Here is a 22,882-nt window from a genome sequence, read left to right as displayed (position 1 = left end):
AGGTGTGTGAAAAAAACCGTTGAGAATGACCTGCCTCGGGAAATTGCTTATTTGAAATCTCACGATGAAGCAATGAACAACATTACCGAGATAATCGAAATGCCTGACAGACTGACACAGGACTTGATCATTTTTATCAGACAGAACAAAGGCAAACTACCTGCCAAAAGAAGGAAGAAAGAGTTTGCAAAACTCACAGAGACAGAAGTGGCACAAATAGAAAATATTGTTAATTCTGCTTTTGAAAAACGCAGAGAGTTTGAAATATAAAAACAGCTATCAGGGTGCATCAAAACCCCACTTACAGAAAGTGAGGTCTTGATGCAAAAAGAAAAAGGCGCTTCTTACTTACGTGTCGCCGTGAAGCTGCCTTCCCCCATGCCACCCAGGTCCAAAGTACCCGTTAGCGTGTTGTCATCCTGCTGCTCGCCTGAGTAGGTGATCGCACCCATATCAGTGGTAATCGGAAATGAAAATTCACCGTCATCCACGGTGCCAGTAAAATCGGTATTGCCGAGCTGACCAGCGTATGTGCCCGTCAGTGTACCGTCGTCGCCTTCCTGCATAGTGACGCTGGCGTTACCACCACCGACACCGGGGATCTCAACGGCGAAGTTCCATTCACCACTGACATCAGCCCATGCGGTAGAAACCATCAGACTCATTACGGCCGCACATGCAAACATTTTCTTAAACATTTTTACTCCAGTAATACTTTGAAAGGAATGAATAGTTGGAGTGCATACGTTAGCACGAACAGGTGCTCGATGAATGAGGGAGTCGTCGGTGTTGGGCGTGTTTGCTGTGCAGTTGATCGCAAGTGACCTTCATTGACGCCTATAAATCATCCATTCGCCCTACCTGGTGCACCAGCAACTTGGTTTCATTCAATTCCATATCGAGCAGCATTTGCATCAACTCTTCCACCTCGGGGAGTTCTGCCTTACCCAGCAGGGTGCGGTACAAATCAATGATCTGTTCGTGAAAATCAAAGACCTCGCCACTAATCGCATCGGCATCCAGTTGCGCGTAATGATCATCGCACTCAAGGTGTGTTTTAACAGGTTCATGAGGCATGTGATCATAGACATAGGTTCTGGCCACTTTGGGGTCAGCCTGATGTTCAAAATCGGCCACCATGTTTGCCATCGCTGTTTCAGCAGAAGCAAGGTACTCCAGCAACATCACTGCACGTTCGTGCGGGTGTATTTTGGCGCAATGCGACAGGCACTGGGCCAATTGCGCATGCAGGGAGCGAGACCATTCAATCAGATCAAAAATCGTTTTGACTTCCATGGTTGGCGTTTCCTTAATCTATCATTCGGAACATTTCCGGTATCAGTGATGGATTCGAGAGCAGTGATGTAACGTCCACCACTATACCGTAACAGACACCTTATTCATCTTCCGGTTTTTTATCAAAGTACTTGACCCCACTGAACATCGCTGACACCAGGCCACTGCGTTCACGTATTTCAGTGATCACTACGGCTGCCACATGCAGAATGATCGCCAGTATCAGCAGGTAAAAAATGATCTCGTGGATTTCAATAAACGGGGCACGGAACTCGCGCATGGCCGCATAGCCTTCCGGATCCAGCATCTCTTTCTGGCCAGGTTCCAGGCCCACTAACATGCTGTGATCCTCACCGGCACCGGTTGCCCATTCGGCAAACTCGTGACCGAAGGGCGGAAAGTAGAGATCTGTACCCGCCAGAACCAAGCCGGTCACCATTTGCGCTGACAGTAAAAACAACATAGCTGTCACCATGATTTTACCAAGGGGGTTATGCCCTTTGTAGGCAGGCGCATCTCCGTTTCGAAAGCCTTTTACGTAGTTGGATGTCTTACCCAGGTAGCCTTTGCCGCCCGGCAGAATGGCGCGCCAGCGTGCGTATTTGCCGCCGACGAATCCCCAGATCAGGCGCCAGAGCAGATTCAGCGTAAAGACATAACCCACGTAGGCGTGCAGTATTTTTAGAGAGACTTTACCTTCGGCGCTGACACCCAGTGAATTGGCATTCAAAATCACAGTGCCAATAATAATCAGCAGCAACACGCAGATAACATTGAGCCAGTGAAAAATTCGTGTGGTGCGATCCCAGACGGAATGAGGCTGACGGTTAGCATTGGTTGAAATGTTCATGAACTGTTTCCTGTTGACGAGCAGTCAGTTCACTATACTCCCTGTGTGTGACACCACACCACATGGCAAACGCCAGAACTTTGATACGGCTCAATGATTGTGAAAGATATTGATCGACTCACTATCCGCATATTTGTGTCCATTAAAAACTGTCAATGTCCAAAATATTGTTTGTTTTTGTCCATTAAATGATATAGCTTGATTTAATGGACATTTAGAGAGGTAGCCATGGCATCAGACAGACAAAAAGAAATAGAGGAAATCCTGGCCATTCTGGATAAAAACCCAGAAGGATTGTCTACTAGCAAAATCTCAGAATTGATAAATTTTTCAGTAAATTATAAGACATTGCAGCGCCTCCTTGTCAGCATATCAGACGACGGGCTCATTCTAAAAGTGGGTGAGAAAAAGGCCAGAAAGTACTATCCCGCCAATGTATCCAAAAAAGAATTTATTGGACATTTAACGGACAATGCACACGAGATTTTTAGCCAGGAAAGCCAGAGCATCCTTAAGTATTTGGACACTCCACCCCATGGTCGCCCAAAAATGTCCTATAACCGTGATTTTTTGGACAGCTATGTCTCAAATAAAACAGCGTATGTCCCGGATAAGGTCAGAAAACAGCTGCACAAGGCAGGTAGACGCTTCGACAGGACATTGGCGGCAGGCACCTACGCACGGGAAATTTGCCAGCGGCTACTCATAGACCTGTCCTATAACTCCAGCCGCCTGGAAGGCAACACCTACTCACGGCTGGACACGCAAAAGCTCGTTGAGGAAGGCATCACAGCAGAAGGAAAGGTTCAAGAAGAAACCGTCATGATCATGAACCATAAGGAAGCCATTCTGTTCCTGGTGGAAAACGCGCAAGATATTGAGCTAAACAGCCTGACGATCCGCAACATACACCATTTGCTGTCGCAAGATTTGCTGGCCAACCCAGAGGCTTGCGGCAACATCCGGTCTATTGAAGTGAATATTGGGCAATCGACCTACCAGCCGTTGAACAACCCCCACCTGCTCAAAGAGCTATTCGAGCTGGTTTTACTAAAAGCTCGCAAGATCAAAGACCCGTTTGAGCAAAGTTTCTTTTTGCTGGTGCATCATTCCTACTTACAGGCGTTTGAAGATGTTAACAAGCGCACTTCACGCTTGAGCTGCAACATCCCTTTTATTAAAGAAAATTTATGCCCGCTCAGCTTTACCGATGTTTCGCGGGATGATTACACCGCCGCCTTGCTTGCCATGTATGAGAAAAACAACGTCGAACCCATGCTGGAACTCTATGCCTGGGCCTATCTGCGTTCGTGCGAGCAATATGGTGTCGTCAAAAAATCGCTCGGTGAAATTGATGCGTTCCGCATCCAGTACAGACAACAAAGAAAAGAAGTCATGGGGCTGGTCGTCAAGAACGGCTTGCACGGCAAGAAAGCAGAAGACTATATCGAAAATTTCTGCAAGCAAAATGGCATAGACGAGACTGCAAGATTTACCGCCATGACGCTAGCCGATTTAAGCACATTGCATGCAGGTGCAATCATTGGCTTGGGTATCACTGAAGCGCAGTTTGAAACTTGGTTTGCTAGCAATCCGCCGAAAAGAAATTGAAATTATTTACAATAATTTACATTTAAGCCACAGCGCCATGGTCCACATATAGATCACAAAAACGCATTATGATCCATGTATAGCTCATATAAAGGTTATATGGTTCACATAAAGACCAAAAGAGAGAAACCCAAAGAAAGTAAATAAAGAGCTAAGCCATGTCTAAAGTATCGGCACGCACCTATTCCCGCTACAGCCTTGAGGCGATCAGTCTGCTTGGCAACCTGATCCGTACGGCAAGAAAAGAGCGCAAAATGACCGTGCAAGAGGTTGCCGACCGCGCAGGAATTTCTCGCGGCCTGTTGCAGCGTATAGAAAAAGGTGATCCCAAGTGCGAGCTTGGGGCGACCTTTGAAGTTGCCACCATCGTAGGCATTAAGCTCTTTGATGCCGAAGCGACCACGCTTACCAAACATATTCGCCAAACAGAAGACAAGCTCGCACTTCTACCCAAGTCCGTGCGCAAGAAAGTAAAGGTTGCTGACGATGACTTCTAAGAGTCCTCTTTTGAAAAACAGTGACAAAGAAGCTTTTGTTTGGATATGGCTGCCCGATGCCACTGAACCTGTTGTCGCCGGGAAACTGGAATCTGACGATCAGGGCAGCGTGCAGTTCAATTACGGTAAAAGTTATCTGGATCGCATTCACGCCAACCCTCCGGCCATTTCTATTTATGAGCCGGAATTGCCGCTTAAAAATGGCGTATTACCCCTGCTTGACGGGCTAACCATGCCCGGCTGCATCCGGGATTCGGCACCGGATGCCTGGGGTCGTCGCGTTATCATCAACAAAAAGCTGGGGCGCAAAGGCAAAGATACGGATACCGATGCGCTGGGCGAGCTAACCTATTTGCTGGAATCCGGTTCTGATCGCATTGGCGCACTGGATTTTCAGCGCTCCCCCAGCGAATATGTTCCGCGCACGGCAAACAATGTTCCGCTGGAAGAATTGCTGCAATCTGCTGAACGGGTTGAGCAAGGTGTACCACTCACCCCCGAGCTGGATCAGGCACTGTTCCATGGCAGCTCTATCGGCGGCGCACGTCCCAAAGCCTTGATCGAAGATCGGGGCACGAAATACGTCGCGAAGTTTCCTTCCAGTACTGACCTTTACAATGTAGTGAAGGCAGAATATATCGCCATGCAATTGGCAGCGCTTGCCGGAATAAATGCCGCGCCAGTAAAACTGGTGCGAGCTGCACAAAAAGATATTCTGCTGATTGAGCGATTTGATCGCGAAAAAACGACAAAGGGCTGGATGCGCAAAGCCATGGTCTCCGCACTAACGCTCTTTGGCCTGGATGACATGATGGCGCGGTATGCAAGCTATGAAACTTTCGCTGAAATTATCCGCCATCGTTTCGATGATCCGAAAGAAACGCTCGAAGAGCTTTTTTCTCGTATTGTCTTTAATATCCTGTGCGGCAATACCGATGATCACGCACGAAATCATGCGGCATTCTGGAACGGTAAAACACTACAATTAACGCCAGCATATGATATTTGCCCGCAAGGTAGAACAGGCAGTGAAGCGACTCAAGCCATGCTGATTTCCGGTGACAATAGGCTACGCAAACTTAAATCTTGCCTGGATGCCGCGCCGCATTTTCAGCTCTCGGAAAGTGAGGCCAAAGCAATCTTCGAAAAGCAGCGCGAAGCAATTGAGGCCAATTGGGATAAGGTTTGCGATGAAGCGGGCCTGAGTGTTGTGGATCGTTTTTTTTTGTGGAAACGACAGTTTCTTAATGATTTTGCGTTTGAGGGTTATTAACGAATGTCTGATATCAAGTGTACTTTCGTTTGCTGGGGCATCCGGAGAGATTGATTCACAATCCGCATTGGCGGATTGCTCACCCCTTCGGGGCGGCCTGGCGGCCGTCTAAAACGCGGTGCGTTTTTTACTCGCCTCCTCCATGAGGCTCGCCCTTCGGGTTCTGTACGCTCATGCAAAATTGCTCCAGGCAATTTTGTCGAACTGGGGAGTTCTCATTAACCAGATACCACAAACAAAAATGCCCCACTCTTACGAGCGGGGCATTTGTTGTTTGGCGCACCCGGAGAGATTCGAACTCTATTTCACCGGATTTTGGCAAACCGTCATATACCACCAAAAACCCTCTGAGGCCCTTTATTTAAAGGGCTTTCAGAGATCGGTAGATTTTCTAAAACGGTCTACAATGGTATTTGACGGTCTCCAAATTGGTCACATTTTGGTCACATCCAGCCCCACTCTCAATCCCCCCTACCGATAAAGCATCACAGGGACTACTGAACCGATACATCACCGATACACCTAATTGATCACTTCATTGTAATCAGCAACTGAGAAGCTGTTTACCTGATAGCTACCGATACACTAACCATCAAAAACAATAGCTTACAACCAAGGTACGACCGATATACTATGTCCTGGCTTGAAGCTTACTGAGGTATTAAGATGTCGATCAGGTTGAATTTACGTTTAATGCTACTTGGTCTATATCGAATGCTCAGCTCAACAACCAGTAAAGAGACGAACAAGGAGTAACTCATTGCCTTCAGCTACCCTCAAAACTTTCTTGGTTTACGGTGATCCCAAAAGGCTACGTACAGTCGAGCTGTCCAATTGGACAGGTAAAGCCGTAGCTGGTCCACGAAGTGAATTTGATAAGTTAATTGAGCGCGAGGAGTCACTGAACTCAGGTATCTACTTTCTCACTGGTACCGACCCAGGAACCAATAAAAGCGTCATTTACATTGGCGAAGCTGAGTGTATTCGCGATCGGGTGAAGTCCCACCTCAATAAAGACTACTGGAACAACATAACCTTCTTTATAAGTAAGGATGAGAACCTAACCAAGGCTCATATCCGCTACATTGAGGGGAGACTCATTGATCAGGCCAAAGACGTTGGCCGCTCGGTCGTCATGAATAGCCAAAGCAGCGGGTCCAGACTACCAGAGTCTGATCGTGAAGATATGGAGGTGTTCCTGGAGAAGGTACATCAGATCCTGCCCATGCTTAGTGTCGAGAGCTTCGTCAGGACAGGTGGTAATGAGAAACCAGGTATTGATACCGAACTGCTTACCTGCGCTATTAAAAACGTCATCTCAACTGGTTACCTGACCCCCAATGGCATGGTCGTCTTGGCAGGTTCAACAGCAATCTATGAAGAACGCGCTTCATCAAAGAAGTGGCCAACCGTATTAGCTCACCGAAACAAACTGATCGAGGAAGGCGGACTCATCGACCGAGGTGATAAATGGGAGTTCGCTAAAGATACTGAATTTACCAGCCCAAGTGCAGCTGCAGCCGTTATTCATGGTGGTAGTGCCAATGGCTTAACTGCTTGGCGAGATGTAAGGGGCCGAACACTTAAGGAAGTTGAAGGCGAATAATATCAACTACCTATGCCAACCTATGAGAATCATTACCTGGAACTGCAATGGCGCATTAAGACGAAAGTTGGCTGAAGCTGATAGCCTTAAAGCTGACATTCTCGTCATTCAAGAATGCGAAGACCCCGCTCACTCAACTCAGGCATATAGAAACTGGGCCGGTGACTATCTCTGGATTGGCGAATCCAAGAACAAAGGCATTGGTATTTTCCCGCGCCATGGTCACAAGGTAGAGCAACTCAGCTGGACAGGTGAGCATAGAATTCAGGGATTCACAAACAGTAGCCCAGCTCAAAGCTGGCGCACTGATGAGCTCAAGCTATTCTTACCCTTCATCATAAACCAGCAAATCACTGTATTGGCTGTTTGGACCAAAGCCAGTAATGGGGGTACCTTTAGTTATACTGGCCAACTCTGGAAGTATCTTCAAATTCACCGCAATGATCTCCGTAAACCAGACACTATTATCATAGGAGACTTCAACAGTAACGTCATTTGGGATCGTCCAGACCGTTGGTGGAACTATACCGATGTCCTCGCAGAACTAGACCAGATGGGGTTCCGTAGCCAGTACCATCACTGTTTTAACGAGAAGCCAGGCCAAGAAACCAGACCCACCTTCTTCATGCAGAGAAACTTGCTGAAGCCCTATCACATTGATTATGCCTTCACGTCATCTGACCTCACGGATAGGAGTACCATCCTGATAGCAACCGAAAAGAACTGGTTATCCGTGAGCGACCATGTCCCACTGGTGCTGGACATCTCTATCGAGATAACAGGGTTTTGAGAAATACCTCATCTGCCTACGACCCCAGTATTGGTAATGACAAACCCACAAGAGAAACCTCCCCCCCCCCTACCTTCTGGTTTCCATAAAAATCACTACCCTACCCCACCTTCTCACCGATGCTGACGCATATGAAGTGGCACCTATCGTCCTTACTAAACCAGCAATCAGGAGTACTTACATGGGTAACGCGTGGAACAACATATGGAATGCAGTCGCTATGGTTTTCAGCGCAATCAACCGGTTCGCAAACGCTGCAGATAACATCGGCAAAGTAGCCGAGGTCACATCAGCAGGCTATGCCGAACGCTATGGTATCGAGCAAGAGCAGAAGCTGGCCGAGCTAACTCAATCCATCCCTTCACTTCCAAAACCCTCATGACCATCACGGCATCACCTCAACGGTGGTGCCCTCTTCTTTTGACACATCACACAACACACTGACAAGCCAGTCAGACAGTCCAAAGGCTAACCTGTCATTGACTCTCTTTAAGCGCTAACGCGCATGCGCGGGAAATCCAGCACTACTAAGGAGATTTAATGAACGCACAAACCCACTACCCATCAAACCAGAATCAACAGGACTCTCACAAGGAATCAGTAATCCGCGAAGCTATCGGAATACTGGAGCAGTCTGCCAGGCAGCAAGACGCCATGACTAACTCAGAAAGCGTTAAACGGTACTGTCAACTGAAACTGGCAGATAGACCTGACGAGCACTTCGGTTGTATGTACCTGGACAACCAGCATCGGTTGATTAAGTTCGTGGATCTGTTCAGAGGCACTATTGACGGTGCGGCGGTATACCCAAGAGTGGTCGTCAGAAAGGCCCTGGAGCTAAATGCAGCTGCTGTGATCTTCACCCACAACCATCCATCTGGCTTACCTGAACCCAGTCAGGCTGACATCGCAATTACCAGGCGGCTCAAGGAAGCCTTGGCCACAATCGACATTAGGACTTTGGACCACATCATTGTGGCTACCGAGGGCTGTGTCTCACTGGCTGATCGCGGTCTCCTTTAAACCACTACAACTTCAACAACCAACCAAACCAATAAGGATTAACTATGTCCGTCAAGTTGCTTCCCCTTGATAACTTCTTAAACAGCTTCGGCAACGCCATGCACAACCGCATGGACCTATCACCCTACTACGGTCACTGGTATCAGTGTGCCTGTGGAGGTGAGCACGTCATGGATTCACGTACCTCACTGGTTTTACAAGGGTACTGGAAGGTCATGGCTATCTGTCCAGAAGACCCGACCTACTTCACTAACATCAAGGTTCAGATGTTCATGATGGTGAAGTTCAAGGGCTTTAAGAGCCTTTGTGGGACACGGATCAATACCGCTGAAGATCAACAGCTATTGATGACAGTCGTTGATCAGCTTAAATAACTCACTTCCCCTGTAATGCCAGAGCCCTGGCGTTGCAGGATGTTATTTTTTTGTCTGGCTTATTACCTGGAGGTCTTATTGCCACAGACCAGTCTTGTCGCTAGACTCAAAGCTATTTATCCCCTGATCTGATAAGAAATGGAGTGCCAAGACGCTTCAATGTCGCGGTCGCCTAAACCAATGGAACTGATTGATGAGCCACAATATAACCCTACAGCAACTTGAGTCCTTCCTCTGGGAAGCCGCTGACATCCTGCGCGGCAACATGGATGCTTCTGAGTATAAGGACTACATCTTCGGGATGCTGTTCTTAAAGCGCCTCTCTGATGCTTTTGATGAAGCCAAAGAGCAAGTAGTTGAACATTACCTATCTCAAGGCAAGAGTCAGGAGCAAGCTGAAGCTTTCGCCGATGATGTAGATGAGTACGACAAGACGTTCTACGTACCACCACAGGCCCGCTGGAATGCCTTGAAAGACCTGAAACATGACATCGGCTCTAAACTTAATGAGGCCACTGAAGCCATTGAAGAGTACAACGGCACACTGGAAGGTGTGCTGGTCTCCATCGACTTCAACATTAAAAACAAGCTATCAGATACGAAGCTGCGTGACCTGCTCAGCCACTTCAATAAATATCGCCTCCGAAATGCTGATTTTGAGCGCTCTGACCTGTTAGGTACGGCATACGAGTACCTCATCAAGATGTTTGCCGACAGTGCTGGCAAGAAGGGTGGTGAGTTCTATACCCCTCATGAGGTGGTCCATTTGCTGATTTCTCTGCTCAAGCCACAGGCTGGCATGCGTATCTACGACCCCACAGTAGGCTCCGGCGGTATGCTGGTACAAACACGTAATTACCTGGCTGAGCATGGAGAGAACCCAGCTAACCTGTCCCTGAACGGACAGGAGATGAACCTGAACACTTGGGCCATCTGTAAGATGAACATGTTCCTGCACGGTGTCTACAGTGCCGACATCAAGAAAGGCGATACCTTACGAGAGCCGCAGCACACCCAGGGCGGAGAGTTGGTCACCTTTGATCGCGTTATTGCCAACCCACCCTTCAGCCTCAAGAAATGGGGTAAGGACGAAGCCGACAACGACCCTTATGGTCGCTTCCCCTATGGCACACCACCAAAAGATGCGGGTGATCTGGCTTTCGTCCAGCACATGATTGCCAGCTTAAACCAGGAAGGCATGATGGGCGTAGTCATGCCCCATGGTGTGCTGTTCCGTGGTTCCAGCGAGAAGCGAATTCGCGAAGGCATACTCCAAGATGATTTACTGGAAGCAGTTATTGGCTTACCGGCTGCGTTGTTCTACGGCACAGGAATTCCTGCCTGTTTGCTCATCATCAACAAGAACAAGCCAGCAGAGCGCAAAGACAAGGTTCTGTTTATCAACAGTGAGCTGGAGTACGAAGAAGGCAAAAACCAGAACCGTCTACGTGACCAGGACATTGAGAAGATCGTGGCGACCTTCGAGAACTACGCTGAGATTAAGCGTTATTCCTCTGTCGTTAACCTGGACGACATAGCTGAGAATGACTTCAATCTCAACATTCGGCGCTATGCTGACACTTCGCCACCACCAGAGATCTTTGATGTCAGGGCTGTTTTGCATGGTGGTGTACCGGTCAGAGAGGTTGAGAGCGAATACATCCGGGAAGAGATCCTGGGGGACTTTGATGTTACACGTGTCTTTGTTCAGCGTGATGCTGAGTACTTCGAGTTCAAACCAGAGATTGAAACCAAAGAAGCTATCAGGGAATTAGCTGGCGAAGCGGACAGCCAGGTTATGTCTCAATTAGAGCGCTGGTGGGATAAGTATCGGGTGTCGTTGAAGGAGCTGGACCAGCAGGTTGCTGAAGCTGAGGAAACGATGAAAGGCTACCTCAAGGAGTTGGGGTATGAGTAACTCAATACCTAAAGGGTGGAAAGAATCTTCAATCGGGCAAATAACTGCATCCAAGTCCCTGTTTAGTGACGGAGACTGGGTAGAAAGTAAAGACCAAGATCCATTTGGGAGCAACAGACTGATCCAGCTCGCTGACATCGGCGATGGGACGTTTATTAACAAGTCAGCCCGATTCATGAATGACGAGCAATTTTCTCGACTGAGGTGTACAGCGCTACAAGAACACGACATTCTTATTGCACGGATGCCTGAACCTCTTGGTCGCGCTTGTTTATACCCGGGTAAAGATCGACGTGCGGCAACAGTTGTAGACATAGCAATCATACGGACCACAAACGCCGATCATTACTGGTTAATGTCTGCTATTAACTCTTCTCAGTTCCGCTACCAAATTGACTTGAATGCAAGTGGCACCACTCGTACACGTATCGCTCGAGGCGCATTATCGAAGATTAAAGTGCTCGAACCACCACTCCCCGAACAAAAGAAAATCGCCACCATCCTCTCCTCAGTGGACGAGGTGATTGAGAAAACACGAGCGCAGATCGAAAAGCTGAAAGACCTCAAAACCGGCATGATGCAGGAGCTGTTAACCAAAGGCATTGGGCATACTGAGTTCAAGGATTCGCCTGTGGGGAGGATTCCCTCTGAATGGTGCAGCGCATGTCTAGGTTCACTACTTTCAAAGAAACCTAAATATGGCGCCAATGCTCCTGCTGTGGCATATGAACCAACAAGCCCTAGATACATACGAATTACTGATATTCTTGATAATGGGGAGCTTGACACAACCTCTGCAGTTGGAATTGATCCTCAGGCAGCAGAAGGATATTACTTGTCTAAAGGTGATTTACTAATTGCTCGAACAGGTAATACTGTTGGTAAAAGTTATCTACACCAAGGAGAAATACTTACTGTATTTGCTGGCTACCTAATTAAGTTCGTGATCTCCCCCACAGTAGCCCTTCCCGACTATGTATATTGGTACACCAAATCACACCAATTTGACAACTGGATTAAGAATACTTCCAGAATAGGTGCTCAGCCAAACATCAACGCAACAGAATATTCTGAGATGTTATTACCACTGCCACCACTTAGTGAACAAAAAGCAATCGTTTCAACACTTGACAAAATACACAATACAATTATCCAAACAGACACTAAATTACATCACCTAAAACATTTAAAAGTTGGTCTTATGCAAGACCTACTCACTGGCAAAGTCCGCGTTAACGTAAACCAAGAGGAGGCAGCCACAGCATAGCTGTAGGCTCTGGATGTTATGTTTAAGGACGAGAACGACAAGGTAGAGCAACCCGCACTCCAGCAGCTTCAGAAGCTGGGCTGGACATACGTCTCAGGGGTAGAGCTGGCGCCATTGGCAAGCGCTGAAGACTCACCCAACCGCCGTGACTACTTACGTGATGTCGTTCTGGCAAACCGTCTCGAAGCATCCTTACGTAAACTGAACCCCTGGATTAGCGAAGAGAACCTGCGCAAGGTCATGCGTGAAATTACCCATCCTATCCATGCTGGTTTAATGGAGTACAACCATGCCATTTACCAGAAGTTGGTTAACTACCTGTCAGTGGACCAGGACCTGGGCAAAGGCCGTAAAGCACAGACTGTTCGCATCATCGACTTTGATGAACCCAGCAACAACGACTTCCTTTGCACCAACCAGGTGAAGTATGAGGGCCCTCACCAGAACATCTTCCCTGACATCGTTTGCTATGTGAATGGTTTGCCTTTAGCTGTCATCGAGTGCAAGTCTCCTTATCTCTCTACTGTTCCCGTGGCAGATGGGATAGACCAGCTACGCCGATATGCCAACCTCCGGGATCCAGCCAGTGAAGAAGGCATGAGCAAGCTGTTCTGGTACAACCAGCTAATGGTATCTACATGCAGGGATCAGTGCCGTGTCGGTACGATAAGCTCCTTGTCACAGCACTACAGCGAGTGGAAAGATGCCTGGCCGATGAACGATGAGGATATACTGGCATCACTGACACCTATTGAAACCAACCAGGTCAGTGATCACCCTGCCCCTGAGTACACATCAAATAACAGCCTAAACCAGGCAGAGGCAACAGAACATAAAATAACACCTCAGGCACGCTTGCTGGCAGGTATGTTCTCCCCTGCTACTTTCCTTGACCTCATTCAGAACTTTACTTTGTATGAGGCCGTCGATGGCAGGCTGATCAAAAAAGTTGCTCGTTACCAGCAGTACCGTGCTGTGAACAAAGTCATTGAGCGGCTTCACTCTAAAGAGTCACGCAAGGAGAGGTCCGGTGTTATCTGGCATACCCAAGGTTCTGGTAAGTCACTGACCATGGTGATGCTGGCAGTTAAGATGCGCCGTGACCCAGAGCTTCAGCAGTACAAGCTGGTTTTTATTACCGACCGAAACCAGCTTGATCAGCAGTTATCAGCCACATTCAGGGAAGCTCAAAGCGAAACCATTAAGAATGCCAACTCAGTCAATGAGCTGCGTGAGCTACTGAGGAGCGACACCTCTGACATCGTCACAGCCACGGTACAGAAGTTTCGCGACGCTGAAGCGGAAGCAGCAAGCGAAGATCCCAGCAAGTCATTCACTGACTTGAACACCAGCGACAAAGTCATTGTTCTTGCCGACGAAGCCCACCGCACCCAGTTTGGTAACTTGGCAGCTACTATCACAGCGGCTCTACCTAATGCCCCCAGGATTGGATTTACAGGAACACCTCTGCTTGAAAGTCAGAAGATGGACCAGGCTTTCGGTGGTTACATTGACCAGTACAAGATCAACGAGGCTGTCGATGACGGCGCTACTATTCCCATCATCTACGAAGGCAGGCAGGTAGAAACGGATGTCGTAGGTGATTCCCTGGACGCTCTGTTTGACGAGTACTTTCATGACTACAGTGACGAAGACAAGCGTGAGATCCGCAAGAAGTACGGAGTCGAACGAGCGGTACGAGAAGCACCAGCACGAATCCGTTGGGTATGTATTGACCTATTGAAGCACTACCGCAGCAAGATCCAGCCTGAAGGCTTTAAAGCCATGATCGTTGTCGGCAGCAGACATGCTGCCACCCTGTACAAAAAGACACTCGATGAGTTAGAGGCGCCACCCTCAGAGGTGATAATCTCTGGCAGTCACAACGATATAGCCTATATCGCCCAATACACTGACAAGGCACATCAAACCAAGGTGATAAAGGAATTCACCAAGCCGCTCAGTGAGAACCCCACAACCTTCCTCATTGTCAAAGACATGCTGTTAACTGGTTTCGATGCCCCAATCCTGCAGGTGATGTACATAGATCGAAACCTCAAAGACCATACGCTGATGCAGGCCATTGCCAGGGTTAACCGTACCTACAAAGACAAGCAACGTGGCTATGTCATGGATTACTTTGGGTTATCGACACAGCTCAACGACGCACTGAAAGCCTACAGCAGTGATGACATCGAAGGTGCTTACTACACCTTGAAAGACGAAATCCCGAAACTGAAGGCCGCACATACCCGTGTGGCTGCTTTGTTTTCATCGATAAAGACCCGGTCTGTTGATGACTACGTACTGACGCTCAAAAGCGAAGAACGGCGACAACTATTCGATATGGCTTACAAGCAGTTTGCTCGTCAGATGGAGGTAGTGCTACCTGACATTGCTGCCAAACCCTTTGTGCCTGACCTCACCTTCTGGGGCAAGGTCCAGAACAGCGCCAGAACCATATATCGTGACCCTCAACTTAACCTGAAGGATGTCAGTGAAAAGGTGCGTCGACTGGTTGATGAGCACATCATCAGCACTGGGGTTGACCCTAAGATCCCGCCGATTGACTTGATGGCGCATAACTTCAAGGAGTCACTGGAGAAAGCCAGTTCGCCTGAATCCAAGGCCTCCGAGATCGAAAGTGCTATCAAGCACCACATCACGGTAAACCTGGATGAAGACCCAGAGTACTACAAGTCACTCAGCCTGCGTCTGAAAGAGATTATTGAGCAAACCAACGGCAAGTGGGAGCAACAGGTACAGTTGCTACTGCAATTGCGTGACGGTTTGGAAACAGAGCGAGAACAAGCAGCTGAAGAGCTTGGTTTATCAGACACAGAGTTCTCCTTTTACAACATACTGATGAGTGAGCTGGCGCCTGAAGATGACACCATGATCGCTGAATCTCAGCACACTCAGGTTAAAGCCATCACCCAAGGTTTAGTAAGTTTGTTTGAGGAGGCCACGCATATCGTGGACTTCTTCGCTAAACCAGATGAAGTAAAACGACTTCGCAAAGCGGTAAAGCGAACGTTGATTGAACACCACATGGATGACAGAGCCGTTATTAACTCGGTACAGGACAGGTTCCTGGAGCTGGCGCGGAAGAAGTTCGGTTGAACGTGATGGCTACGAAACCAGAATACAGAGACGGCAATGGCTTCATTGCCGAAGTCATAAGATCCCCCAGAAAGCGTACTGCTGACATTCGCGTCGAAGATGGTGCCGTGTCTGTAGTGGTGCCAACAGAGTTATCTATCGAGCGCATCGACAGCCTGCTGAAAACCAAGCGCAAATGGATCAAAGAGAAGATTGCTCTTCACAGAGAGAAAGCACCTGTCAGTGGCCGTCAGTTCGTCTCTGGCGAAGCTTTTTCCTACCTTGGTCGCAACTACCGGCTAAAGGTCACCAAGGGTAATTTTGCGCCTGTGAAGCTGGTTCAAGGTCGTTTACTGGTTTCAACACCCGAAGGAAGCCAGCAACCTCACATGATACGCAATGCCTTGGTGCGCTGGTATAAACGGCAAGCCATATTAAAACTGACCGACAAAGTCGACCGGTATGCAGAGCGAGTAGGAGTGAAGCCAGCAGCAATAGAGGTCCGAAGCTTCAAGTCACGCTGGGGAAGCTGCACACAACGCGGTGAGCTTCATTTCAACTGGCAGATCATGATGGCTCCAAACCAGCTTGTCGATTACGTTGTAGTGCATGAGCTGTGTCACCTGCTGCGCCATGACCATTCGCCTGGTTTCTGGAAAGAGGTCGAGCGCGTGATGCCAGATTTTATGCAACGGAAAGAACAACTTAAAGAGTACTCAACTCTGCTGACACTTTGACCTGGATAAAAAGCTCTCAAGCACTATCCGTAAGTTGAACTGAATTCTACCTGCCCCAGTATTTACCAAATGCCTAAGCCAGAATATACTGTATATCCATACAGCATTATAACGTTACACCATGATCAAGTTCATCCCAATCGCCGCTCAAGCCGGCATCACTGGTTTCGAATCCCCAGCAGCCGAATACACACAGCTAGGCATGTCACTGGACCAGATACTCATAGATAACCCAACCGCCACCTATCTCGGCTTTGTGGAGGGTGAATCCATGACTGGCGTGGGTATATTCCCTCATGACCTGTTGATCGTCTCAAGGGCTGAGACGGTCAATACAGGTGACGTGATCGTGGCTACGCTCAATGGTGTGTTTGTCTGCAAGATCGCGGATACCAAGAACAAACAGCTGATTTCATACTCCAAACGGCATAAAAAGTACCAGCTCAAAGATGGTGACGAGTTTATTGTCGAAGGCGTGGTGACACGCTCTATCCGGCTACACAGACCTCTTAAAAAGGGTTTTACCTGATGTACGCACTCTGCGACGTCAATTCGATGTATGCCAGTTGTGAGAAGGTCTTTGATCCAACCATACGGAATAAACCAGTAGTGGTGTTGACCAACAATGACGGTTGCATCTGTGCTGCGTGTAACATCGCCAAACGGGCTGGAATCGGTAAAAAGTTCGTCCCCTACTTCCAGGTTAAACAAGAGCTGGAGAAAGCAGGTGCTGTCATCAAAAGCTCGAATTACGAGCTATACGCAGACTTGTCTCAACGCATGATGGAGACCTGTACTCGATTTGCTCCGTACAGCCATATCTACTCGATAGACGAGTGTTTCTTGTTTTATGGCAAAGGTGCATACAAACCACCTGAGGGCTGGTTTGAGCATGCCAGATCAATACGACGGACGGTTTGGCGTGAAGTCAGGTTACCCATCGGAGTCGGAATGGGGTTGACGCCTACTCTGGCAAAGGCAGCAAACCATGCCGCTAAACGCCTGGATGGTTTTCGTGGTGTGGCTGTCATTGAGACTGAGCAAGAACGTAAATCGATACTCAAGCAAATGGCAGTATCTGATGTCTGGGGCATTGGCAGAAGGATTTCCAAGCGACTGAATGACATTGGTATTCACTCAGCCTTAGACCTGGCTAACGCCAGAGCTGACAGCATGCGGAAGATGTTCAGTGTTTTGATAGCCGATACCGTGTTAGAGCTGAATGGTCACGCCAGAATCAGCTGGGATGATGTTCGTTCGCCAAAGAAGCAGATCTTCTCGACACGGTCATTTGGCCAACGCGTGACTGAGAAGCAGGTTTTAAGACAAGCCATCGCCACTCACGCTGCGATCATTGCACGGAAACTGAGAAAGCAGGACAGCCTGGCCGTCTGCGTCATGGTGTTTGCTCACAGCTCAATCCATGCCAAAGAGCCCTACTACCGGAAAGCCATGGTATGTGAGTTCAGTGCCCCGACAAATGACACTCGCGTCATTACAAAAGCCATGTGCTCACAGATAGATGCCATTTATGCTGAAGGCGTCAGGTTTTACAAGTGCGGTGTGGGTGCTTTGGAACTGATAGATACCAGCCACTATCAACCAGATATGTTTGTAGCAAGCCAGGATAACAAGGCGCTAATGGGCTGCCTGGATTTCATCAATAACAAGTACGGCAGAAACACTATGTATCTGGCTGCCCAAGGTATCGAGCAGAAGTTTGCGATGCGCAGAGCTTTCCTGTCCCCGCAATACACGACCCGCCTGGCAGACTTGCCAAAGATCTATTGTAATGACGTTTGAAAGCTAATTGACAGGGGGTACCACCCAACATTCAAGCACTGCAGAATCATGGTGTAACTGCACGTCGACTGAGGGGTATAGTTTGGGTTACTGGTTTCTTCACCAGAGAGAGGGGGAAGCCAGCAAACTCAAATGTGACGCAACAATCTAGCACAGCGCAACCGACACTAAGCCGAGTGCAAACTCATGGCCATCCGATTCCAATAAAGAAACCATTCCTTTTCCCTTCAGAAACCAAGTCAGTCAGCTGCACGGTTTAGGCATTGGGGTATATAAATTATAATAAATATTATACTTGGCTCTATGCCCATGACGCACTCCCGTGCTGGCGTCGGGCCTCGCTTCGCTCACCCTCCTTGCACTGCGTGCTCTATGGACATAGAGCCAAGGGGAAGGGGCGGGGAGAAAAGCCAAAAAGATTCGCATTAAACCAGAAGCAGAAACAGACATAACCTCAGGACAGAAATACCCCAAAAATTCAGAAATTTGAAGTCGCCTCGCCAGAGGAAAAGGAAGCTAAGGAAGTCAATCCAGCGCCCTCCGGGCACTCTTGCGGATTTGGATTGACGCAATTTCTTCTTTCCTTTTCCTCTGGCGAGACTCGGTTTCTTGAGCGCAACGGGAACGATGGTTGCGTGAAAGAGACGCGGGGCGGACAGACGGATCGTCTCGCAGAGTCTCTTATTATATAGGGCCCGTTTATGGCCTTGATTTACAAGGATTTATTTTTAACATGACAACACCAAGAATTGACGATTTTCCGCTTCTGATGAAAAGCCTTGGCGCAGCAAAAACAGACCGGATTCGATACTCACAAAGGGGCACAGGTCGACGTCAAACTGCAGCGAAAAACATAGATAATCCGGTAATGGACAAAATGCAAAGCCTAAGGTATTCGAGCTTGTCAGGCATCGGTGAGTCTGGAGAGATATCAAGAAATGAGGTATGGCGCGTCAACGACATATTAACAGGTGCAGCAAACGCCGCCTCTGGAGGCAATCAACCACTAAACATATCCCGCTTACAAGTTCTGCTTGAGTGCATGCCTATTATCAACACCAGAGAAGTGCGGCTGATGACGAATTTAGACGACAGACAATCTCGCCGCTATGTCGCCGCTGCCCGAATCGCCATCCCTCAACTCCAGAAATTCTTCGAGAGCCACTAATACCATGCAATCCCATGAAATCATCATTTATCCGTTCGCCAAATGGGTGAAATCAACTCTACTCAAGTCCATCAACGGCTACACCCCTGATGCCATCCGCGGCAAGATCCGGAGCGGTCAATGGCGTGAAGGTCGCGAGTGGAAGAAGGCACCTGATGGGAATATCATGGTCAATCCCCGAGCAATCGACGAATGGATAGAGACACATGACTACGTTGCCTAAAGGCGTAGATGTGCCAGGAGGCTTTCTCCGCATCCGCTTCACCTACAAAGGTGTACGATGTGCGGAGATCCTCTCCGGCCTGAAGCCTACAAAACACAACATTGCCCATGCGGCTAATAAGCTGTCTGTCATTAAACTGGAAATCAGAGAGAACCGCTTTAACTACTCTCAGCATTTCCCTAACTCTGCGAGGGCCGCCATGTTTGGCGGCTCCAGCAGCACAACCAAAACTGTGAAAGAAGGTGTACTTCACTGGCTTGAGGTTAAAAAAGCCACGGTTGCCCCTTCTGGATACAACAAGTACGAAAAGGATGCCCACAAGCATGTCATACCGAAATGGGGCGCCAGGAAGTTCAATGACATTACGCGGTCAGAGATACGGCGCTGGCAGACAATAGAGCTACCCACACAGGACCTGGCCAACAAAACCATCAACTGCATTATGACTCCGTTGCGTGGTGCATTTGAGGACGCTCACGCAGACGGCGTTATCCAAGCCAACCCGATGGCAACCATCAAGAACCTGGAGCTTGACACCCAGGGCGAACCAGACCCTTTGTCACTGGAGGAGTTGGAGCGCATTACAGGCCTGGATACTTACCGAGAGCAGGAGATCAATGCCATTGGCTTCAATGCCTGGGCAGGTCTGCGTGAGGGTGAACTGCTGGCGCTGGCTTGGGAAGATATCGATCTGACGAACTGGACAGTACGTGTCACACGCAACCGGGTAAACAATGAGTACAAGTTACCCAAGACCAAAGCCAGTATCAGGGAGTTCGATTTACTGCCAGAAGCTATCGACTTCCTGAAACGGCAGAAGAAGCATACCTTCATGCTGCCTGCGCAGGAAATCGAGGTCAGACAGCGCAACAACCGCAGCTTCGCAAAGGAGCAGGTACGCTTTGTCTTCCACAGCTCTGCTGTACACAAACCCTGGGCAGGTGATTCTTCATTCCGGACAGTCTGGACTGGCTTACTCAAGCAAGCAAAGGTACGCCATAGAGGCCCAAACCAACTGAGGCATACCTTTATCAGTCAGATGCTCACGCAGTACATTCCACCAGAATGGATTGCTCCGATGTGTGGAACCAGCGTGGAGATGATCAAGAAGCACTACGGGAAGTTTATCCGGGAGGATAGACCAAACTTAGGGGAAGCAATCGCTAAGATCCGAGATCGTGGCGATGAAAAACGGTCACAAAATGGTCACGCCAATCACCGCCACAACTCTAACTAACTGATATTGTTAGTTTTTGTATGGCGCACCCGGAGAGATTCGAACTCCCGACCAAGTGGTTCGAAGCCACCTACTCTATCCAGCTGAGCTACGGGTGCATAAACTGTCTGGTGATTTGTTTAATGGCACTGTTCACCTTCGGTGCCTGCCCGCGACCCGGGGCGGAATACTGTGGCGGTTTGTTGTTATGGCACTGCCACCTTCAGTGCGTTGGCCGGCGCTACGGCTGCCTGGCCCATCGGGACGTTTTAGCTGGGCCGCTAGTCTATCCATACTGCCGTCCCGAATCGAGGGCGCGATTATACAGTAGTCTTGGCACCCGTGACAAAACTCTTTTTTTTGCCTCTAAATCCTCACTCTTAACAGAGTGCACAACCCCAGGAGCGTCAGCGACGATGGTAGCTCCTGGTTAATTTGCTACAACTGCTTGCTGAACAATTACCTGGGCATTCGTCAGTTGCTGACTTCCGTCTGCTGCCAGTTGCACACCAGTATTAAAGTCCTGGGTCTGGCCGGCTGCCAGATTCTGGATCGTGGCCGGCTGGCTGACAGCTTCGCCATTCAGGATACCCTGCATCTGCACGGTGACCTGGCTCAGGTTGACAGGGCTGGCGTTTCTCAGCCGCAGAATGACACGTCCCTGGTCGTCAACGTAGACACCACCTTGCACGGCGCTTCCCGGGTTGTCCTGGATTTCCAGGCGGTAATAGGCCTGCTGGGCGTTTTGACCAATCTGGCCTGGTGCGCTAGCGGCCTGTTCGAAATAGCTTTTGGCGGCACTGCGATCATTGGCGGCCAGTGCCAGACCACCGAGTTCATTACTGGCCAGTGCCGTTGGCAGCAGGTCATTACTGGCCTGCAGGTCGGCACGGGCCTGACGATCGTTGCCACGCTCGTTATAGGCCAGACCGCGCCCCAGGTAATACTCATAGTACCCATCGTCTCGGGCAATGGCGCTGTTATACAAATCAATGGCCTCGCCATAATCACGGCGATTCAGGGCGATATTGCCTTTCAGGCCGTAAAAGCGGGCTTCGCGAGAAAACATGCGAATGGCTTCATCGACCTGCGCTTCCGCCTCATCCAGTTGACCTTCTGACGCCAGGCGCTGGGCTTCATCAAAGGCATCATAGGCCGGTTTGGTCTCGCGCAGGGTTTGTGTCATCTGCTGATATCGCTCACGGCCCTGTTCACCGTTAGTGAAGCCCTCACTTCGCAGCTGAGCCACGAGTTGCCTGTTATTGGCGACTCGCTCTTGCGATGGCGGATGACTGGCAAAAAGGCCATCCAGCCAACCCGCCTGCCTGCCTTCGGACAAACGAACAAAGGTCTCCTGCAAACTGACAGCGGCCTGGGGATCGTATCCCGCCTGGGCCATATACCGGGTGCCGTACAAATCTGATTCACGTTCAGCGTCACGGCCATACTGCTGGCTGATCAGCTGTGCGCCAACCTGGGCACCACCGACAATATAGCCCGCATAATCCGAGTTGGAGGCGGCAATGGTGGTAGCCATCAGGGCGCCTTGCAGCAACATGCCGCGTTCCATGGATTGGGCTCCGTGACGGGCGGCAGCGTGTACGGCCTCATGGCCCAGTACCGCAGCCAGCTCGGCCTCGGTTTCCAGCTCATAAAGCAGACCGCGGTTGATGGCCATTTTGCCGCCGGGCAATGCCCAGGCATTGGGCACGGAATTGTTCAGCACGACAAACTCGTAGGGCAGATCAATCGGTGCATAGGCTGCTACCCGTTGACCGACCTCATTGACGTAACGAGTCAGTTCGGCGTCCACCTTATATTGTCCACCCTGGCTTTGCTGGGTGGGTACGTAGTTCTGCTCGCCAATGGCGATCTGTTCATGGGTGGAGATCAGGTTCAGTTCACGATCCCCGGTAACCGGGTTGGTCGCGCAGCCTGCCAGTACGGCGAGCAGGGAAACGGTGGTGATAGTAGCAGGGAAATTAATACTCTTGCGCGAAGTGAATGCTGACAATCTTGCAGACACCACGCTTCCAAATACCCCGCCAGACATCCCTCCAGAACCCCTTCCAGACACCAACCCTCTTGTCATGTCTTTAATCACGAACCACCCTCCTGGTTAAGCCAA

Annotated in this window: 22 protein-coding genes and 1 tRNA gene; 18 read left to right on the top strand and 5 right to left on the bottom strand. The window is 49.3% G+C overall.

The genetic code is table 11. The features are described from left to right. Positions 1-6 precede the first annotated feature (6 nt). Positions 7-270, top strand: a complete 264-nt coding sequence (locus PSCS_RS16045) for a hypothetical protein (protein WP_068810303.1) — start codon at positions 7-9, stop codon at positions 268-270. 74 nt (positions 271-344) lie between these two features. On the opposite strand, the gene PSCS_RS02905 is transcribed toward PSCS_RS16045, so the two are convergent. The 3 genes from PSCS_RS02905 to PSCS_RS02895 form a co-directional block, all read right to left on the bottom strand. Beyond that, positions 345-698 (bottom strand): hypothetical protein, encoded by a 354-nt coding sequence (locus tag PSCS_RS02905; RefSeq protein ID WP_068810302.1) that lies wholly within the window; start codon positions 696-698, stop codon positions 345-347. A gap of 139 nt (positions 699-837) precedes the next feature. Beyond that, positions 838-1,296 (bottom strand): ATPase, encoded by a 459-nt coding sequence (locus tag PSCS_RS02900; protein ID WP_068810301.1) that lies wholly within the window; start codon positions 1,294-1,296, stop codon positions 838-840. Between the two features lie 100 nt (positions 1,297-1,396). Next, entirely contained in the window at positions 1,397-2,146 is a 750-nt protein-coding gene (locus PSCS_RS02895) for a cytochrome b/b6 domain-containing protein (protein ID WP_068810300.1), read from the bottom strand. 228 nt (positions 2,147-2,374) lie between these two features. Between PSCS_RS02895 and PSCS_RS02890 the strand changes: the two genes are divergently transcribed. From PSCS_RS02890 to PSCS_RS02810, 17 genes are all read left to right on the top strand, one after another. Continuing rightward, the gene (locus tag PSCS_RS02890) at positions 2,375-3,757 is read left to right on the top strand and encodes a Fic family protein (RefSeq protein WP_068810299.1); all 1,383 of its coding nucleotides are present in this window, start codon (positions 2,375-2,377) and stop codon (positions 3,755-3,757) included. Positions 3,758-3,915: 158 nt separating this feature from the next. After that, entirely contained in the window at positions 3,916-4,254 is a 339-nt protein-coding gene (locus tag PSCS_RS02885) for a helix-turn-helix transcriptional regulator (protein ID WP_068810298.1), read from the top strand. Further along, positions 4,244-5,527 (top strand): type II toxin-antitoxin system HipA family toxin, encoded by a 1,284-nt coding sequence (locus PSCS_RS02880; RefSeq protein ID WP_068810297.1) that lies wholly within the window; start codon positions 4,244-4,246, stop codon positions 5,525-5,527. The genes PSCS_RS02885 and PSCS_RS02880 overlap by 11 nt, the downstream gene beginning before the upstream one ends. A 760-nt stretch (positions 5,528-6,287) precedes the next feature. Beyond that, positions 6,288-7,133 (top strand): GIY-YIG nuclease family protein, encoded by an 846-nt coding sequence (locus PSCS_RS02875; protein WP_068810296.1) that lies wholly within the window; start codon positions 6,288-6,290, stop codon positions 7,131-7,133. 22 nt (positions 7,134-7,155) lie between these two features. Then, positions 7,156-7,923 carry an endonuclease/exonuclease/phosphatase family protein gene (locus PSCS_RS02870; protein ID WP_068810295.1) on the top strand — a complete coding sequence of 256 codons (768 nt, stop codon included), beginning with the start codon at positions 7,156-7,158 and terminating at the stop codon, positions 7,921-7,923. Positions 7,924-8,104: 181 nt separating this feature from the next. Further along, complete coding sequence (locus PSCS_RS02865) at positions 8,105-8,305, top strand: hypothetical protein (protein WP_068810294.1); 201 nt, start codon at positions 8,105-8,107, stop codon at positions 8,303-8,305. Positions 8,306-8,463: 158 nt separating this feature from the next. Further along, on the top strand, positions 8,464-8,946 hold the full coding sequence (locus PSCS_RS02860; RefSeq protein WP_068810293.1) for a JAB domain-containing protein: 483 nt from the start codon (positions 8,464-8,466) through the stop codon (positions 8,944-8,946). Between the two features lie 44 nt (positions 8,947-8,990). Further along, on the top strand, positions 8,991-9,320 hold the full coding sequence (locus PSCS_RS02855; RefSeq protein WP_068810292.1) for a hypothetical protein: 330 nt from the start codon (positions 8,991-8,993) through the stop codon (positions 9,318-9,320). Positions 9,321-9,513: 193 nt separating this feature from the next. Then, positions 9,514-11,238 (top strand): type I restriction-modification system subunit M, encoded by a 1,725-nt coding sequence (locus PSCS_RS02850; RefSeq protein ID WP_068810291.1) that lies wholly within the window; start codon positions 9,514-9,516, stop codon positions 11,236-11,238. Then, the gene (locus tag PSCS_RS02845) at positions 11,231-12,505 is read left to right on the top strand and encodes a restriction endonuclease subunit S (RefSeq protein WP_068810290.1); all 1,275 of its coding nucleotides are present in this window, start codon (positions 11,231-11,233) and stop codon (positions 12,503-12,505) included. The genes PSCS_RS02850 and PSCS_RS02845 overlap by 8 nt, the downstream gene beginning before the upstream one ends. Positions 12,506-12,523: 18 nt before the next feature. Beyond that, positions 12,524-15,628 carry a type I restriction endonuclease subunit R gene (locus tag PSCS_RS02840; RefSeq protein WP_068810289.1) on the top strand — a complete coding sequence of 1,035 codons (3,105 nt, stop codon included), beginning with the start codon at positions 12,524-12,526 and terminating at the stop codon, positions 15,626-15,628. A 5-nt stretch (positions 15,629-15,633) separates the two neighbouring features. Beyond that, entirely contained in the window at positions 15,634-16,344 is a 711-nt protein-coding gene (locus PSCS_RS02835) for a M48 family metallopeptidase (protein ID WP_068810318.1), read from the top strand. A gap of 121 nt (positions 16,345-16,465) precedes the next feature. Then, on the top strand, positions 16,466-16,873 hold the full coding sequence (locus tag PSCS_RS02830) for a S24 family peptidase (protein WP_068810288.1): 408 nt from the start codon (positions 16,466-16,468) through the stop codon (positions 16,871-16,873). Next, complete coding sequence (locus PSCS_RS02825; RefSeq protein WP_068810287.1) at positions 16,873-18,147, top strand: Y-family DNA polymerase; 1,275 nt, start codon at positions 16,873-16,875, stop codon at positions 18,145-18,147. The genes PSCS_RS02830 and PSCS_RS02825 overlap by 1 nt, the downstream gene beginning before the upstream one ends. Positions 18,148-18,880: 733 nt before the next feature. After that, positions 18,881-19,315 (top strand): hypothetical protein, encoded by a 435-nt coding sequence (locus PSCS_RS02820; protein WP_068810286.1) that lies wholly within the window; start codon positions 18,881-18,883, stop codon positions 19,313-19,315. 4 nt (positions 19,316-19,319) lie between these two features. Then, on the top strand, positions 19,320-19,538 hold the full coding sequence (gene xisR, locus PSCS_RS02815; protein WP_068810285.1) for an excisionase family protein: 219 nt from the start codon (positions 19,320-19,322) through the stop codon (positions 19,536-19,538). Next, a complete protein-coding gene (locus tag PSCS_RS02810; protein WP_068810284.1) occupies positions 19,522-20,775 on the top strand; it encodes an Arm DNA-binding domain-containing protein in 1,254 nt (417 codons plus the stop codon). The genes xisR and PSCS_RS02810 overlap by 17 nt, the downstream gene beginning before the upstream one ends. A 21-nt stretch (positions 20,776-20,796) precedes the next feature. Here PSCS_RS02810 and PSCS_RS02805 read toward each other — a convergent pair. Both PSCS_RS02805 and PSCS_RS02800 read right to left on the bottom strand, forming a co-directional pair. Next, positions 20,797-20,873, bottom strand: a tRNA-Arg gene (locus tag PSCS_RS02805). 311 nt (positions 20,874-21,184) lie between these two features. After that, positions 21,185-22,780 (bottom strand): M48 family metalloprotease, encoded by a 1,596-nt coding sequence (locus PSCS_RS02800; RefSeq protein WP_158662871.1) that lies wholly within the window; start codon positions 22,778-22,780, stop codon positions 21,185-21,187. Positions 22,781-22,882 lie beyond the last annotated feature (102 nt).

It is taken from the genome of Pseudohongiella nitratireducens, assembly GCF_001642735.1.
Lineage (GTDB): Bacteria > Pseudomonadota > Gammaproteobacteria > Pseudomonadales > Pseudohongiellaceae > Pseudohongiella > Pseudohongiella nitratireducens.
Note: the sequence above shows the minus strand (reverse complement) of the source record. Positions and strands in the feature narration are given on the sequence as shown.

Coding starts and splice junctions, on each gene's coding strand:
- PSCS_RS02905 (WP_068810302.1), bottom strand. CDS start 698: ATGTTTAAGAAAATGTTTGCATGTGCGGCCGTAATGAGTCTGATGGTT.
- PSCS_RS02900 (WP_068810301.1), bottom strand. CDS start 1,296: ATGGAAGTCAAAACGATTTTTGATCTGATTGAATGGTCTCGCTCCCTG.
- PSCS_RS02895 (WP_068810300.1), bottom strand. CDS start 2,146: ATGAACATTTCAACCAATGCTAACCGTCAGCCTCATTCCGTCTGGGAT.
- PSCS_RS02890 (WP_068810299.1), top strand. CDS start 2,375: ATGGCATCAGACAGACAAAAAGAAATAGAGGAAATCCTGGCCATTCTG.
- PSCS_RS02885 (WP_068810298.1), top strand. CDS start 3,916: ATGTCTAAAGTATCGGCACGCACCTATTCCCGCTACAGCCTTGAGGCG.
- PSCS_RS02880 (WP_068810297.1), top strand. CDS start 4,244: ATGACTTCTAAGAGTCCTCTTTTGAAAAACAGTGACAAAGAAGCTTTT.
- PSCS_RS02870 (WP_068810295.1), top strand. CDS start 7,156: ATGAGAATCATTACCTGGAACTGCAATGGCGCATTAAGACGAAAGTTG.
- PSCS_RS02865 (WP_068810294.1), top strand. CDS start 8,105: ATGGGTAACGCGTGGAACAACATATGGAATGCAGTCGCTATGGTTTTC.
- PSCS_RS02860 (WP_068810293.1), top strand. CDS start 8,464: ATGAACGCACAAACCCACTACCCATCAAACCAGAATCAACAGGACTCT.
- PSCS_RS02855 (WP_068810292.1), top strand. CDS start 8,991: ATGTCCGTCAAGTTGCTTCCCCTTGATAACTTCTTAAACAGCTTCGGC.
- PSCS_RS02850 (WP_068810291.1), top strand. CDS start 9,514: ATGAGCCACAATATAACCCTACAGCAACTTGAGTCCTTCCTCTGGGAA.
- PSCS_RS02845 (WP_068810290.1), top strand. CDS start 11,231: ATGAGTAACTCAATACCTAAAGGGTGGAAAGAATCTTCAATCGGGCAA.
- PSCS_RS02840 (WP_068810289.1), top strand. CDS start 12,524: ATGTTTAAGGACGAGAACGACAAGGTAGAGCAACCCGCACTCCAGCAG.
- PSCS_RS02835 (WP_068810318.1), top strand. CDS start 15,634: ATGGCTACGAAACCAGAATACAGAGACGGCAATGGCTTCATTGCCGAA.
- PSCS_RS02830 (WP_068810288.1), top strand. CDS start 16,466: ATGATCAAGTTCATCCCAATCGCCGCTCAAGCCGGCATCACTGGTTTC.
- PSCS_RS02825 (WP_068810287.1), top strand. CDS start 16,873: ATGTACGCACTCTGCGACGTCAATTCGATGTATGCCAGTTGTGAGAAG.
- PSCS_RS02820 (WP_068810286.1), top strand. CDS start 18,881: ATGACAACACCAAGAATTGACGATTTTCCGCTTCTGATGAAAAGCCTT.
- xisR (WP_068810285.1), top strand. CDS start 19,320: ATGCAATCCCATGAAATCATCATTTATCCGTTCGCCAAATGGGTGAAA.
- PSCS_RS02810 (WP_068810284.1), top strand. CDS start 19,522: ATGACTACGTTGCCTAAAGGCGTAGATGTGCCAGGAGGCTTTCTCCGC.